Origin of the sequence: Salegentibacter agarivorans (assembly GCF_900113135.1) — a bacterium.
Classification (GTDB): domain Bacteria; phylum Bacteroidota; class Bacteroidia; order Flavobacteriales; family Flavobacteriaceae; genus Salegentibacter; species Salegentibacter agarivorans.
Window position 1 is genome coordinate 44,451 of the sequence record NZ_FOOH01000005.1, and the last position, 15,817, is coordinate 60,267.

The following is a 15,817-nucleotide window of genomic DNA, read 5'->3' on the forward strand; positions in this document are numbered from 1 at the left end:
GTATATCAAATAAGGAAAACCTGGTCTTCGAGATGTATGTCTTTGACCAGAAGTGGTGGAGAATAATCTTTAAAAGGAATATTTTCTTTTGAAAAATCTTCAAAAATAAAAATGTAGGAATAAGCAAAGCCTGTGAGGAAAAGCTGTTGATTTAGATCTAGCGAATCAAACTGGTGTTTTAACTCGTCCTGGCCTTCTACCGCAACTTTTTCATTGGTACAGCAGGAATCTTCAGTTGAAGTTTCCATTTCCATCCCGCAGGTTTTGGCTTCAGAAAAAATTGCTTTATCTACTAAAAAGCTTCCGCAGAAATGTTTATCAACCGTAAAAGAAAAGGTTGAAAACAGCACTAAAAATGCCATTGCTATAGAAATGCTATGTTGAAAAGCTTTTTTCATCAGCTACAAAAATAGGTAAAATTTTGAAATAAAGTCTTTCCAGATTTTTGGGAATAACTTTCAATATTATAGGTTTTCCCGTTTTTTTAATCTGTAATAATAAAAAGCAGGCAATAAAATAAGGATAAATACTGGGTGAATTAAAAATCGGCGTACATAAAATAAACCCATTACATTTTCTAAATTCAAATTAAAATAAAGTACACTGAATGTTGCCAGACCAATTCCAAAAAGTAAGGTAAAAAGCAAGGCGGCAAATTTCACAATATTTTTATCGCGAAAACTAACAAAAAGGATTACCAGGGAAATAGCAGTATTTAGCCAGTAGCGTAAACTAAGGTTAAGCAATAATTTAGGGAAATTAATTTCGGGTACTTCCATTGCTAAATAACCGCCATAACGGTAAAAATCTATTAGCGGATCGTAAAATAACTGATGCTCAAAAAACCTCACCAAAATCAGCAAAATAACTAAAACCCCAATGCCTGATAGCCTTAAAAATTGTTTCATAATTTCTGTTTTTGGCTATAAATACGCACCCAGATAACCCACAGTAAAAATACGGTGCCGTAGATAATTAATGGGAATATAATGCTGTGTAGAAATTCGGTATGTTGCGGATACTCGTAAATTCCCACAGCGAGAATACCAATTCTAATAATATTCATTGCATAAATTATTACACTACCCGCTAAAAGATAAAGTAGTGTGAGTTTCAATCGGCCAAAAAAGGAAAGTACAAAAGCGATAAATAAAATAATGATACTAACTGCATTGCAGCCTTCCACGATTCTGGCCAAATAGACCTCATTAACAATAAGCTTCATTGAAAGTTCTGACTGGTGCGGTAAAATTTGCGCGTTATAACCAAAACTACTAATTAAGATTTCACTTTGTTTTGCCACAAGATGAGTAATGTAATCTGGAAAATAAATAGGCGACCTAAAGAATTCTAAATAAAGATTATAAATAAGGGTGAGCACCAGGTAACTTCCCAAAAACATAAAAATGAAACGAAGAACCGATTTATATTTAATAAATAACCTGATCAATTTTAGAGAGTGTTTTTAACAAATTTATATAAATAAGAGCCTGTGCTTGCTATAATTTTTGAATACTTTTGCACCAAAATATCAACTATGCCATTTCAGAAATTAAAACCAGAAATTAAAACTATTCTTGAAAACGATAATCTATCGGTAGACCACCGATTATCGCAGGTTTGTGAGGTTTTAAAAGAAAATATCCCATATTATGATTGGGTAGGTTTTTATTTTAAAAATGGCGATAAAGACGAATTGAAATTGCGTTCTTTCGCAGGCGAACCTACAGACCATACTATTATTCCTTTTGGAAAAGGGATTTGCGGGCAGGTAGCGGTTTCTAATGAAAACTTTGTAGTGCCAGATGTAAAAGCACAAACTAATTATATAGCCTGTAGCATTAACGTGAAAGCTGAAATTGTTGTCCCGCTTTTCTTAAACGGCGAGAACATTGGCCAGATTGATATAGATTCTCACACTCCAGATCCATTTTCTAAGGAAGATGAAGAATTTTTGGAATGGGTTAATGAGAAAGTGGCTGAAGTTTTAAGTTAAAACTTAAAGCAGTAATTGTTGTAAACAATCAAAAGTTTTTTGCTCTTTTATTTTAATTAAAATCGCCCCACTTTCACCGCGCACGCCATATAGAACGTTCTCGGGCTGATCATAATATATTTCCAAAGCAGAAACCTTTTTGGTTGTAAGAAATTCTTGCAGATTTTCTGCTGTTTTTCCTTTTATGGAGCTAAGATAAATTACTTCTTCGTTATTGACGAATTGATATATAGGCCGGTGACGAGAATGTAAGTCTTTACCTGGTTTTTCAGCTTTTGTTTTAGCTTCTATTTCTTTTCGCCTTTCGGAAGAAAGGCCTGTGAAGCATATAAAATGCGAGGATGAGTTTACGGCTGTATCTGCCATTATTCGCTTTTGCAAGGAATTTAATTGTTGTTTGAGTTTTTCTTCAGCTTTAAGACTTTCTATCCATTCCTTATTTTCTTCAGCAGTAAGAATCAAACCGTCTTGGGCAACGGCAACTGATGCGGTAAAAAGACAGATTAAAACATAGAATACTTTAAATTTTAATTTCATTTCTTGAATTTTACATTCCTGTTCTAATAGCTTCTACCGGATCTAATTTTGAAGCCGAAATTGCCGGAATTATTCCCGAAATTAACCCGATTACTGCTGAGACTGCAAAGCCAACAAACATATTCCAGGAAGAAAGCACAAACTCAAAGTCGCCGGTAAATTGCGAAGCCGCGATAGAAACCAACCAAACCAATCCCAATCCTACCAGACCGCCAATAACAGCCAGGATTACCGCTTCAAATAAAAATTGAAAGAGAATAAATTTATTTTTGGCTCCCAAAGATTTCTGAATTCCAATTAAATTGGTTCGCTCTTTTACGCTTACAAACATAATATTGGCTATTCCAAAACCGCCCACGAGTAATGAAAATCCGCTAATTATTAATCCTATAAAATTCAGCTGACCGGTAATATTATCTATTAAATCGGCAAAACCCTGAAGTTGATTTATAAAAAAGTTATTGATATCGCCAGGTTTTATTCCGCGGTAATTTCTAAGCTGTTGTTCTAAGACTGCCATATATTCGGCATTATCAACATCATCTTCTGGCTTTAAAATTAATTGCGGGAAAACACCCTTATTATTATCTCCATAAACTCTTCTCACAATATTTGCAGGAACGAACACCTGGCCATCCCTGGAGCCACCAAATAAGCTAGCTCCTTGCTTTTTAAGCACACCAATAACGGTAAGCTTTCTGCCATATAAACGCACTTCCTTACCAAGAGGATTAAGTCCACCAAAAAGATTATTTGCTATTTCGTGCCCTAACACAATTACCGGAGAACCACTTACTGACTCAGATTCGTTAAAAAACCTACCTTCTTCCAGTTCCAGGGCTTCAATATCGTAATATTCGTGGGTAATAGCGCCAACTCCAACACCGGTACTGGTAACATCCTGATATTTTATAGATTCATCGGGAACGCCAATTGTAAAACTTATAGATTCGGTATTGGGAAGATTTCGTTTCAGGTATTGATATTCATCGTAAGAAACATCTGGAAACTGCTGGCGTTTCCATTGCGGCACATCGGTGGGGCCAAAAGAAAAACGCATTACCACAATGGTGCTGTTATCTAAAGCGCTTAAACTTCCTTTAATTTCACGTTCTAAAGAATCTACTGCAGCAAGAACGCCTATAATGGAAAAAATTCCAATAGTAACCCCCAGCAAAGAAAGAAATGTTCTTAGCTTATTATTTTTTAGCGCGTTTATCGCAAAATTAAAACTTTCCCTAAGTACGCGTAGATATATCAGCATAATAAATAAAGCTCGGGGACAGAACCACGGAGCATTAAATTGTAAATTAAAACATTCTGCCAGCCGGGCACATATAAATACCAGGATATCGAGTAAATAAAGCCCGGATTTTTATGTGCTTAGTGGTATGACGCCCGGGTTTAAATTTCGTTACAAAATTTCTGGATAAATAAAGTAAATGCCTTTTATGTTTTTGGGTTAAATACTTACTTTTGCCACTTTAACAAACACAACACAATGAGCGACTTAAAAAAAGCAAAATCTGCTTTAATATCTGTATTCAGCAAAGAAGGCCTGGAACCTATTGTAAAAAAACTTAACAACCTGGGAATCACCATTTACTCTACTGGTGGCACCGAAAAATTTATAAAAGATCTTGGAATTGAAGTTGTACCTGTAGAAGATGTAACTTCTTATCCTTCAATTTTAGGCGGAAGGGTAAAAACGCTCCACCCAAAAGTTTTTGGAGGAATTTTGAACAGGCAGGATAATGAAGGTGACGTAAAAGAACTTGCAGAATACGAAATTCCGCAGATAGACATTGTGATTGTAGACCTTTATCCATTTGAAAAAACCGTTGCTTCGGGAGCTTCAGAACAGGATATTATTGAAAAAATAGATATTGGCGGCATTTCGCTTATTCGCGCCGCTGCAAAGAACTTTAAAGATGTGCTTTGTGTTTCTTCGGTAGAAGATTATAAGGATTTTGAAAATTTACTGGACGAAAAAAATGGAGATACCAGCCTTGCAGATCGTAAACTTTTTGCCGGAAAAGCTTTTAATATTTCCTCACACTATGATACGGCAATCTTCAACTATTTTAATGCTGAAGGCGAAGTAAAAGCTTATAAAACAAGTATCCAAACCGGAAAAGAATTACGCTATGGTGAAAACCCACATCAGCAGGGAACTTTTTACGGAGATTTTGATGCGATGTTTGAAAAACTGCACGGAAAAGAACTCTCTTACAACAACTTATTAGATGTTGATGCTGCGGTAAACCTCATCAACGAATTTAAAGGCGAAGCACCAACTTTTGCGATTTTAAAGCACAATAATGCTTGTGGTCTAGCTCAACGCGACACGGTTCACCAGGCTTATGTAGATGCGTTGGCGGGTGATCCTGTTTCTGCTTTTGGAGGAGTTTTAATTAGCAATGTTGAAATTGATAAAACTACAGCTGAAGAAATTCATAAATTATTCTGTGAAGTGGTTATCGCCCCTTCTTTCTCTAAGGAGGCCGAAGAAATTCTGAAAGGAAAAAAGAACAGGATTTTATTGACTCAGAAAGAAACTGAACTTCCGCAGAAACAGGTTAGAACTTGTTTGAACGGTGTTTTGGTACAGGATAAAGACAACAAAACTGATGCGCTTGAAGATTTAAAAGAGGCTACAAACAATAAACCAACAGATGCCGAGTTATCTGACTTGTTGTTTGCTTCAAAAATTTGCAAGCATACAAAATCGAATACCATCGTTTTAGCAAAAAACAAACAATTATGCGCCAGCGGCACCGGGCAAACTTCTCGTGTGGATGCTTTAACACACAGCATAGAGAAAGCGAGATCTTTTAAATTCGATTTAAAGGGAGCGGTTATGGCTAGCGACGCGTTTTTCCCGTTTCCAGATTGTGTAGAGATTGCAGGTAACGCAGGAATTTCAGCAGTAATCCAGCCCGGGGGATCTATAAAAGATCAGTTAAGTATAGATTATTGCAACGAAAATAATATAGCTATGGTGATGACGGGAACACGCCATTTTAAACATTAATTTTATTACATTTACCAAACCTCAATACCAAACAAAGCATGGGATTTTTTGACTTTCTCATTGAAGAAATAGCGATAGATTTAGGAACTGCCAACACCCTTATTATTCATAATGATAAAGTGGTGGTAGACAGCCCCTCTATTGTTGCACGAGACCGTACTACGGGAAAAATAACCGCAGTAGGGAAAGAAGCTGCAATGATGCAGGGAAAAACCCATGAAAACATAAAAACCATTCGCCCATTAAAAGATGGGGTAATTGCAGATTTTGATGCCAGTGAGAAAATGCTCACTATGTTCATTAAAGAAATTCCGGCGCTTAAAAAGAAAATGTTCACACCGGCCCTTAGAATGGTGATTTGTATTCCATCTGGAATTACAGAAGTTGAAATGCGTGCGGTAAAAGAAAGTGCAGAGCGTGTGAATGGGAAAGAGGTTTACCTTATTCACGAGCCTATGGCTGCTGCCATTGGTATTGGCGTAGATATTATGCAGCCTAAAGGAAATATGATCGTAGATATAGGTGGTGGTACTACTGAAATCGCGGTAATTGCCCTTGGTGGAATTGTTTGTGATAAATCGGTTAAAATTGCCGGTGATGTATTTACTAATGATATTGTTTATTATATGCGTACGCAGCACAACTTATATGTTGGAGAGCGTACTGCTGAAAAAATAAAAATACAGATTGGTGCAGCGACTGAAGATTTAGAAGTTCCGCCAGAAGAAATGAGCGTGCAGGGACGTGACCTTTTAACAGGAAAACCCAAGCAGGTAAACATTTCTTATCGTGAAATTGCCAAAGCCTTAGATAAGTCTATTTTAAGGATTGAAGACGCGGTAATGGAAACCTTATCTCAAACCCCTCCAGAGCTTGCAGCCGATATTTACAATACCGGTATTTATCTTGCCGGTGGTGGATCTATGCTTAGAGGATTGGATAAAAGGCTATCTCAAAAAACCGATCTTCCGGTTTATATCGCCGAAGATCCATTAAGAGCCGTAGTAAGAGGAACCGGAATATGCTTAAAGACCCTTAATCGTTATAAGGGAATTTTGATAAAGTAGGAGAAGTAGTTTTATGCAGCAAATTTTTAATTTTCTTATTCGGAATAAGAATAATATCCTATTCCTGTTTCTGCTTGCATTAGCTGTATTCTTTACCATTCAAACCCATTCTTTTCATAAAAGTAGTTTTATAAGCTCGGCAAACGTACTTACCGGCGGCATCTATTCCTGGGCCAACGATTTTGACAAGTACATGCATTTAGACGAGTACAACGAGCGCTTAATGGAAGAAAATAAGCAGCTGCGTAACGTATTGACCAATTTAAACGATACCATTTCGGTAGAAAATTATACCGATACCACCAGTTTTGATGGCACGTACTATTTTAGAACCGCGAGGGTTATTAATAACAACTATGCCAAACCCAACAATTTTCTAACCTTAAACCAGGGAAAAGAAGCCGGTATAAAATCTGAGTTCGGGGTTATAACAAGTAAGGGAGTAATTGGAATTGTAGACCGTGTGAACAGCAGATTCTCGCGAGTAATTTCCATATTAAATTCAGATTCTCAAATTAACGCACAGTTAAATAAAACCAATCATTTTGGGAGTTTAATCTGGGATGGTAAAAATCCTAATATCGTTCAGCTGGTAGATGTGCCACGACAGGCACCCGTAAAAGAAGGAGATACCATAGTCACTGGGGGAAAATCTTTAATTTTTCCTGAAGGGATTCCCATTGGTAGTGTAGAAAATTTTAAACTGGACCAAAGCCAGAGTTATTACAATATTAATGTTAGGCTTTTTAATGATATGACCAACATTGGTTATGTATATGTAATTGAAAACCTGGACCGGGAAGAAATACTGGAATTAGAGAAGGAAGATGAACAATAGTATTTTAAAAAATATAATCAGGTTTGTAGGATTAGTATTTATACAGGTACTAATACTTAACAATATTAATTTCCTGGGCTATATAAATCCTTACCTTTATGTATTATTTATTTTACTTTATCCATTTAATGCAAATCAGAGTTTATTTTTAATACTGTCTTTTTTATTAGGCTTTAGTATAGATCTTTTTGAAGACAGCGGCGGCGTTCATGCGGCAGCTTGTGTGGTTATTGCTTTTATTAGGCCAAATTTGCTTCGATTTTCTTTTGGAATAAGCTATGATCATCAAAATTTAAGGCTTTCCACAACACCTTTTGGAGCCAGATTAAGCTATATTTTTATCAGTATTATAATTCATCATTTTATCTTGTTTTTCTTGGAAATGTTCAGCTTTAGTCATATAATAATAGTCCTCAAAAAAACGTTATTTTCAGGGATCTTCAGTGTTATTACTATTATGCTAAGCCTTATTGTTTTCAGTAAAAAATATAGATGAGAAAATTACTTCTTTACATTATTATTCTTACCACCGGCATTATTTTTCTTGCCCGGTTGTTCTATTTGCAAATAATGGACGATTCTTTTGCGGTAAGATCTCAGGATAATGCTATTGAAGTGGTGTACGATTATCCGCAGCGAGGTTATATTTCAGACCGAAATGGGAAGTTGATGGTTTCTAACCAACCATCTTACGATGTGATGGCCATTCCACGCAATCTTAAACCTTTTGATACTACTGAATTCTGCGAAATTCTAAGTATAGATCCAAAGGAATTAGGGCGCCGTTTAGATAAGGCCAAAATCTACTCTCCTATTCTTCCGTCAGTAATTATTCCGCAATTAACAAAATCGGAATACGCTTATTTACAGGAAAAAATGCGAAAATATGAAGGTTTTTATATTCAAAAACGTTCGTTAAGAGATTACCAGGTAGATCATAGTGCCAATGTTTTAGGCTATATCGCGCAGGTGAATCAGAAAAAAGTTAATGAAGATCCGTATTATATTTCTGGTGACCTTATTGGAAGAAGCGGCGTAGAAAAAGTTTACGAAGAATTACTGCGTGGGGAAAAGGGTGTAAAATACATTCAAAAAGATAGGTTTAACAGGGACATTGGCCCTTATAAAGACGGTATTTACGATACGCTTCCCACTAAAGGAAAAGATATACATATCACTTTAGATGCCGAATTACAGGCGTATGGCGAAAAACTAATGGAAAACAAACGAGGTGGAATTGTAGCTATAGAGCCGGCAAGTGGCGAAATTCTTTCCCTGGTAACTGCGCCTAATTACGACCCTGCTTTATTAGTTGGCCGAAAAAGATCTCCAAATTACACCAGGCTATATTATGATTCTATTGCACAACCACTTTATGATCGCGGACTTTTGGCAGAATACCCTCCCGGATCTCCTTTTAAAGCTTTAACCGGTTTAATTGGGCTGCAGGAAGGGGTAATAGATACCGAAGACAGGTTTTCATGCAACAACGGTTATAATTACGGAGCCAGGCGTCCTTTGGGTTGCCATGCTCATCCCAGCCCCCTGGATCTAGTGCCGGGTATCGCAAACTCCTGTAATTCTTATTTCGCACAGGTTTATAGAAAAACAATAGAAAAATTTCCCACCCCACAAGAAGGGATTGATACCTGGAATGCACATTTAAAAAGTTTTGGCCTTGGTCAGTTTATGGGAAATGATCTTAGTACAGGGAGACCGGGTAAAATTCCTGATGCCGATTATTATAACCGAATTTATAATTACCCAACATACAAATGGTATTCTACGGCAACAATATCTAATGCCATTGGCCAGGGAGAAGTTTTAATGACGCCCATTCAACTCGCAAATATGACGGCTACTATTGCAAACCGTGGATGGTACTACACTCCCCATATTTTAAAAGCTGTAGAAGGTGATCCTATAAAAGAAGAGAAATTTACAGTAAAAAACATCACAACGGTAGACTCCAAACATTTCGACCCTGTAGTTGAAGGTATGCACCAGGTTTACAAAAATGGTACTGCTAGAAGTCTGCAAATCCCCGGAATTGAAATCGCTGGTAAAACAGGTACCGCAGAAAACTTTACAAAAATTGATGGGAAACGCACCCAACTTACAGACCACTCTATTTTTGTAGCTTTTGCACCGGTAGACAATCCAAAGATAGCTATTGCAGTATTTGTGGAAAACGGATATTGGGGAAGCCGTTATGCCGGAAGAATTGCTAGCTTAATGGTTGAAAAATATATTAAAAAAGAAATTACCAGAACAGATATGGAAGACTGGATTTTAAGCCACAGTCTTGAAGAAGAGTACGCAAAACCATTAAGTGGAGAACCTTTTATAATAAATAGGTAAATGAGTAAAAGCGTAGCAGGATTTGATTGGATTACTATATTAATTTACCTTTTATTAGTAGGCTTTGGATGGGCCAATATTTACTCGGCGTCTCTGGGCTCCGGCAGCCCTATTGATTTTTTTAATATGGACGCTCCTTATAGCAGGCAGGCCCTTTTTATAGCATTAAGCATCTTCCTTATTATTCTAATCCTTTCAATTGAAGCAAAATTTTACCAGCGGTTTTCTAGTGTAATTTATGCCACAAGCCTTTTAAGCTTAGCAGGATTATTTGTTTTTGGAAGCACCATTGCCGGGCAGACTGCATGGTACCAAATTGGCTCAGTTAGTATTCAACCTGCAGAATTTGCAAAAGCAGCCACCGCTTTGGCCGTAGCAAAATATCTAAGTGGTATACAAACCAATATTAAAGATTTTAAGCATCAATTACGAGTATTTTTAATTATTGCCCTGCCAATGATCTTAGTGCTCTTACAGCCCGATGCAGGTAGTGCAATGGTCTATTTTTCATTTGCATTTGCACTGTACAGGGAGGGACTGCATTTTGCTTATTTGTTACTCGGGTTTTTCGCTGCTATTCTTTTTGTAGCCACACTGGCATTCGGCCCCTTGTGGGTAATTGGCGGAATATTACTAATTGCAATACTGGTTTATCTTAAAAACCGAAAAAGAAGACCTAACATTTTAAAATATTTATTTTTTGCAGCGGTTGCAGTTGGATTTTCGCTTTCAGTAAATTATGTATTTGAGAATGTTTTTAAACAGCATCACCGGGATAGATTTAATATTGTATTAGGCAAAGAAGTAGATTCTCGTGGTATTGGTTATAATACTAACCAAAGTGAAATTGCAATAGGCAGCGGCGGATTATTCGGAAAAGGCTGGACAGAAGGAACTCAAACCAAAGGTCATTTTGTGCCTGAACAACATACCGATTATATTTTTAGCACGGTAGGTGAAGAATGGGGCTTTTTAGGAAGCACGTTTATTCTTGCCCTGTTTATACTGCTTATGTTGCGTCTACTTTATATGGCAGAGCGACAGCGTTCAACTTTTAACCGGGTTTACGGTTATGGGGTAATAGGAATAATCTTTATGCACTTCCTTGTAAATATTGGCATGGTTATAGGCATTTTTCCTACAGTTGGAATTCCCTTACCATTTTTAAGTTATGGAGGTTCAGGACTTTGGGCATTTACAATTCTCCTATTTATTTTTGTCAAACTGGATTCAGACAGGATGTCTTTCTAATTACATCGCTCTGCTAACAATAAAGCAGCGGCAACTGCCAGAATGATTAGCGGATAAATATATTTTCTTTTCAGCATACAGCAAATTTAAACTTTTTGGTAATAAAGCTTACTCAGATTTCTTCAGTTAATTAATTATCACATAAAAAAAGCGCCTCATTGCTGAAGCGCTTTTACCTTTTTAGAAGAAAACTAGTCTCTTACTTTCGCTAATTTATCTTCTCTAATATTATTTTTTCGCATATCAGATAGTACGTGAATTGCTTCTTCAACGTAAACATCCCTACTTAAATTCTTATGCCAACGATCTCTCTTTTCTTTTAGAATAGTATCGTTTTCAAACATCTTTTCTTCATAGGGTAAAGAAGTAAATGTCAGATTGGTTTTATAATCATTTATAGAATCAAAGCTTTTTGCCATTTCCTGATTTCTTTCAGCGGTTGCCGCGTATTCTTCAAAATTAAGGGAATGTGCACTATTTTCACTTTGGTCTTTAATCCATTTAGCATGTTGTTCAATACGCTTTAACTGCTCATTAGCGTTCATTCGGTCTTTACTGTTTGCAATAGTTTTTTCAAAATCTACATAACCATCCCAAACTTCATATTTAGCAGGATCTATTTTATCCCACGGTAATGGATTATCCTGGTCTTTCTCGCCAATATCTACAAAACTATAACGATCTGGCACCACCACATCACTTTTCACCCCTTCTAACTGGGTAGAACCACCATTAACTCTATAAAACTTTTGAGTAGTAAGTTTAAGTGCACCAACATCTCCAAATTCATTACTTCTTAACCAACGGTTAAGATCTATCACATTTTGTACGGTTCCCTTACCATAGGTTTGTTTACTTCCTATAATAATTGCACGCTTATAGTCTTGCATTGCAGCCGCCAGAATTTCTGAAGCCGAAGCTGAAAGTTCGTTTACAAGAATAACTAAAGGACCATCCCACAGTACAGACGGATCTTCATCTGAAAGTACATCTTTTCTCTGTCCGTTAGATTTAACCTGAACAATTGGCCCTTCTTCAATAAAAAGTCCGGCAATATCTACTACTGTTTTTAAAGAGCCTCCACCGTTATTTCTAAGGTCCAGCACAAGGCCGTCCATATTTTTTTCTTTTAAACGAATGATATCCTTTTTGATATCTGAAGCAGCATTTCGCTCTTCATAATCTTCCATATTAAAGTAGAATTTCGGCAAATTTATTATCCCAAAATTCTTCCCTTCCTGCTCAACCATAGCAGTTTTAGCATAGGTTTCTTCAATTTCAACAATGTCACGCGTTAAAGTGATTTCTTCAATATTACCCATTAACTTTTTACGAACTGTTAGGGTAACTTTAGAATCTTTTGGGCCTTTAATCAGATCCACCGCATCTTCCAGGCGCATTCCTACAATACTCACAGGGTCTTCTTCATCTTCCTGCTGTACTTTTAATATCTCATCTCCTTCAGAAAGTTCTTCACTTCTCCAGGCAGGACCACCAGATATAACTTCGGTTACGGTAATATTGTCGCTTTTCTTTTGAAGACGGGCGCCAATTCCTTCCAGTTTTCCAGACATTGCAATATCAAACCTGTCCTTATCCTGTGGTGCGAAATATAGTGTATGAGGATCAAAAGATTCTACAATAGCATTTAAATAAACTGAAAAGTAATCTTTACGCTCCAAATCATCTGTGAAATCGTAATATTCGTCTAAAGAACTTAAAGTCACCTCCCTGGCTTCTTTTTCAAGTTCTTCTTTAGATTTCATTTCATATTCAGAGTCTTCTTCTTTTTTCATTTCCTCTTCCTCAACTTTATCGTGATAAGTGATAAGAGTAGAAAATTTAAGTTGTTTTCTCCAACGCTCCTTTAGTTCTTTTTTTGAAGATACATACTCAGCTTCAGAAAAGTCTGTATTTATATCTTCAGCTTCAGAAAAATCGAAAGGTTTTTCAAGGATTTCTTTGTAGATTTTTCGTGCCTCTTCAGACCGTTTTTGAAGTCTATTATAAGTAAGATCAAAAAAGCCAATTTCCTTTTTCTTAATCTGGTCGTCTATTTTATCCCTGTATTCATTAAACTCTTCAACATCACTGGCATAGAAGAAGCGCTTAGAACCATCCAGGCCACCAAGGTACTTATCGTAAACCCCTTCAGAAAATTCATCATTAATCTCTCTTGCATCATAGTGCCCTTCATTAAGCACATAGGTAATAAGATCTATAAGAAGTTTGTCTTTATTAGGATCGTCGAATTTTTTAGTAGTAAAACTACAGGAAGTAGCAGCCATTAAAAGCACTACCACCAGGATTTTAAAATTCTTTTTCATAAATAACATAAATTTCATCATTAACAGCTCCCCAAAATACATTAAAAATTGTGCCAATAAAGCTAACAGGTAATAATAATTTGTTAAACTACTAAGATAAGGTTTCTTCTTGAAATTACTATTTTAGCTCCTATAAAAAATAGGCTATGACAAAGAAAAAACCATTAATACTGGTTACTAATGACGATGGTATTACCGCTCCCGGAATAAGGACTTTAATTGAGGTAATGAAAGAACTGGGTGATGTAGTAGTAGTGGCACCAGATAGCCCACAAAGCGGAATGGGACACGCTATAACCATTAGCGATACTTTATTTTGCGAACAGGTTACTATTAAGGAAAATTATAAGCATAAAGAATACAGCTGCTCGGGCACTCCCGCAGACTGTGTGAAAATTGCTACCCAGGAAATCTTGCACAGGAAACCAGATCTTTGTGTAAGCGGAATTAACCATGGTTCAAATTCTTCTATAAACGTAATTTATTCGGGGACTATGAGTGCTGCTGTAGAAGCTGGTGTAGAAGGAATTCCCGCTATTGGATTTTCATTATTAGATTACTCGTTAAATGCCGATTTTGAACCTGCCAGGAAATATGTAAAAGCCATTACCAGAAATGTTATTAAAAACGGACTTCCAAAAGGGGTAGTTTTAAATGTAAATATTCCAAAACTTCCCGCTTCAGAAATTAAAGGAATGAAAGTTTGCCGGCAGGCCAACGCACAATGGGAAGAAGAATTTGATAAAAGAACCAATCCGCAGGGACGTGAATATTACTGGCTTACGGGGAAATTTGTGAATAAAGATAAAGGCGAAGACACCGATGAATGGGCGCTTGAAAAAGGGTATGTATCGGTAGTTCCCGTACAATTTGATCTCACGGCCCATCACTTTTTAGACGATTTAAATAATTGGGAACTTAATGATTAAGCAAAATATTTTTATAGGATTCTTAACCGGAATTTCTGCCAATATTTGTGGCATTTTTCTTTATATCCTACTTTTTTCAGAAATGGGAATAGACGAAACGCTAGACGATGCAATTGCTGAAGGTTATATTGGCAAGCTCATTGCTCTGGGAGCTATTTTAAATTTTCTACCCTTTTTCGTCTTCCTTAGAAAAAAACAAATCTATCACGCAAGAGGTGTACTTTTGGCTAGTATTATAGCAGCAATTACCATTTTCATTACAAAAATAGTTTAAATGAAATCAGCTGCTACTGAACCCGAAAATTGGTAATAATTATAAGTTTGTGTTCAATGCCAAAACTGGGATAAATTTTATAAATATGAAATATTACATAATAGCAGGAGAAGCTTCTGGAGATCTTCACGCTTCTAATCTAATGCGCGCTTTAAAACAAACCGATCCCGAAGCTGAATTTAGGTTTTGGGGTGGTGATCTTATGCAGGCGCAGGGAGGTGAACTGGTAAAACATTACCGGGAACTTGCTTTTATGGGTTTTGCCGAAGTACTTTTTAACTTAAAAACCATTTTAAGTAATATTTCGTTTTGCAAAAAAGATATTAGCGCTTTTAATCCAGACGCCATTATTTTTATAGATTATCCCGGCTTCAATTTAAGAATTGCTAAATGGGCAAAAAAGGAGGGTTACCAGACACATTTCTACATTTCTCCGCAAATTTGGGCCTGGAAAGAAAACCGAATTCAGGCAATAAAGCGCGATATAGATTATATGTACGTAATCCTGCCTTTTGAAAAAGAATTTTATGAAGAAAAACATAATTTCCCCGTTCATTTTGTAGGCCACCCGCTTATTGATGCCATTGGCCAAAAAGATCTTCCCGATGTAAAGGCAGTAAAAGAAGAATATCAATTAGACGATAGGCCAATAATTGCAGTATTACCCGGAAGCCGAAAACAGGAAATTTCAAAAATGCTGGAGGTTATGTTAAGTATTACCCCAAATTTCCCTGAATATCAATTTGTAATTGCCGGTGCTCCCAGCCAGGATGCAGAGTTCTACGCTCCCTTTATTAAGCAAAAAAATATAAAATTAATAATGAACAGAACTTACGATATACTTAGCCTCTCGCACGCTGCTATGGTAACCTCGGGCACGGCAACCTTAGAAACCGCATTATTTAAAATTCCTGAAGTGGTTTGCTATAAAGGCAACTATATTTCTTACCAAATTGCTCGCCGAATAGTAAACCTTGATTATATTTCTTTGGTAAATCTTATTATGAAACGGGAGGTTGTAAAAGAATTAATTCAGGACGATTTTAATACGAAAACGCTAAAAAAAGAGTTTAAGAAAATACTGGACGAAGAAAATCGTAAGAGAATCTTTAAAGATTATTTTGAACTGGAGAGAAAACTGGGCGGAAAAGGCGCCAGCGAGAAAACAGCTCAACTTATTGTAGAAGCGATTAAAAATTGAAC

General features: G+C 36.5%; 15 protein-coding genes. 9 read left to right on the forward strand and 6 right to left on the reverse strand.

The features are described from left to right. Nucleotides 1-5: 5 nt before the first annotated feature. From BM084_RS05075 to xrtF, 3 genes are all read right to left on the reverse strand, one after another. On the reverse strand, nucleotides 6-398 hold the full coding sequence (locus BM084_RS05075; protein ID WP_075325862.1) for an HYC_CC_PP family protein: 393 nt from the start codon (nucleotides 396-398) through the stop codon (nucleotides 6-8). A gap of 66 nt (nucleotides 399-464) precedes the next feature. After that, the gene (locus BM084_RS05080; protein ID WP_075325861.1) at nucleotides 465-908 is read right to left on the reverse strand and encodes an exosortase F system-associated membrane protein; all 444 of its coding nucleotides are present in this window, start codon (nucleotides 906-908) and stop codon (nucleotides 465-467) included. After that, complete coding sequence (xrtF, locus tag BM084_RS05085) at nucleotides 905-1,450, reverse strand: exosortase family protein XrtF (protein WP_093303354.1); 546 nt, start codon at nucleotides 1,448-1,450, stop codon at nucleotides 905-907. The genes BM084_RS05080 and xrtF overlap by 4 nt, the downstream gene beginning before the upstream one ends. An 87-nt stretch (nucleotides 1,451-1,537) precedes the next feature. On the opposite strand from xrtF, the gene BM084_RS05090 reads away from it, so the two are divergent. Then, nucleotides 1,538-1,996 carry a GAF domain-containing protein gene (locus BM084_RS05090; RefSeq protein ID WP_075325859.1) on the forward strand — a complete coding sequence of 153 codons (459 nt, stop codon included), beginning with the start codon at nucleotides 1,538-1,540 and terminating at the stop codon, nucleotides 1,994-1,996. A 3-nt stretch (nucleotides 1,997-1,999) separates the two neighbouring features. On the opposite strand, the gene BM084_RS05095 is transcribed toward BM084_RS05090, so the two are convergent. Both BM084_RS05095 and BM084_RS05100 read right to left on the reverse strand, forming a co-directional pair. Then, a complete protein-coding gene (locus BM084_RS05095) occupies nucleotides 2,000-2,533 on the reverse strand; it encodes a hypothetical protein (RefSeq protein ID WP_093303356.1) in 534 nt (177 codons plus the stop codon). Nucleotides 2,534-2,543: 10 nt separating this feature from the next. Continuing rightward, on the reverse strand, nucleotides 2,544-3,797 hold the full coding sequence (locus BM084_RS05100; RefSeq protein ID WP_093303359.1) for an ABC transporter permease: 1,254 nt from the start codon (nucleotides 3,795-3,797) through the stop codon (nucleotides 2,544-2,546). Between the two features lie 237 nt (nucleotides 3,798-4,034). Between BM084_RS05100 and purH the strand changes: the two genes are divergently transcribed. The 5 genes from purH to rodA all read left to right on the forward strand — a co-directional run bounded on the left by purH (nucleotide 4,035) and on the right by rodA (nucleotide 11,084). Continuing rightward, a complete protein-coding gene (purH, locus tag BM084_RS05105) occupies nucleotides 4,035-5,567 on the forward strand; it encodes a bifunctional phosphoribosylaminoimidazolecarboxamide formyltransferase/IMP cyclohydrolase (RefSeq protein ID WP_075325856.1) in 1,533 nt (510 codons plus the stop codon). A gap of 38 nt (nucleotides 5,568-5,605) precedes the next feature. Beyond that, entirely contained in the window at nucleotides 5,606-6,634 is a 1,029-nt protein-coding gene (locus BM084_RS05110; protein WP_057482684.1) for a rod shape-determining protein, read from the forward strand. A 13-nt stretch (nucleotides 6,635-6,647) separates the two neighbouring features. Next, nucleotides 6,648-7,472, forward strand: coding sequence for a rod shape-determining protein MreC (gene mreC, locus BM084_RS05115; protein WP_075325855.1), 825 nt, complete (start codon nucleotides 6,648-6,650; stop codon nucleotides 7,470-7,472). A 492-nt stretch (nucleotides 7,473-7,964) separates the two neighbouring features. Next, nucleotides 7,965-9,833, forward strand: a complete 1,869-nt coding sequence (mrdA, locus tag BM084_RS05125; protein WP_075325853.1) for a penicillin-binding protein 2 — start codon at nucleotides 7,965-7,967, stop codon at nucleotides 9,831-9,833. Next, nucleotides 9,834-11,084 carry a rod shape-determining protein RodA gene (gene rodA, locus BM084_RS05130; RefSeq protein WP_075325852.1) on the forward strand — a complete coding sequence of 417 codons (1,251 nt, stop codon included), beginning with the start codon at nucleotides 9,834-9,836 and terminating at the stop codon, nucleotides 11,082-11,084. Between the two features lie 191 nt (nucleotides 11,085-11,275). Here the strand turns inward: rodA and BM084_RS05135 are convergent, their stop codons facing one another. Next, on the reverse strand, nucleotides 11,276-13,411 hold the full coding sequence (locus tag BM084_RS05135) for a carboxy terminal-processing peptidase (protein WP_093303519.1): 2,136 nt from the start codon (nucleotides 13,409-13,411) through the stop codon (nucleotides 11,276-11,278). A 146-nt stretch (nucleotides 13,412-13,557) separates the two neighbouring features. Here BM084_RS05135 and surE point away from each other — a divergent pair, with 146 nt between their 5' ends. The 3 genes from surE to lpxB all read left to right on the forward strand — a co-directional run bounded on the left by surE (nucleotide 13,558) and on the right by lpxB (nucleotide 15,815). After that, entirely contained in the window at nucleotides 13,558-14,340 is a 783-nt protein-coding gene (gene surE, locus BM084_RS05140; protein WP_075325851.1) for a 5'/3'-nucleotidase SurE, read from the forward strand. After that, nucleotides 14,333-14,614: a hypothetical protein gene (locus BM084_RS05145; RefSeq protein WP_093303361.1), complete on the forward strand. Its 282-nt coding sequence runs from the start codon at nucleotides 14,333-14,335 to the stop codon at nucleotides 14,612-14,614. The genes surE and BM084_RS05145 overlap by 8 nt, the downstream gene beginning before the upstream one ends. An 85-nt stretch (nucleotides 14,615-14,699) precedes the next feature. Then, complete coding sequence (lpxB, locus tag BM084_RS05150; protein ID WP_075325849.1) at nucleotides 14,700-15,815, forward strand: lipid-A-disaccharide synthase; 1,116 nt, start codon at nucleotides 14,700-14,702, stop codon at nucleotides 15,813-15,815. The last annotated feature ends 2 nt before the right edge of the window (nucleotides 15,816-15,817 follow it).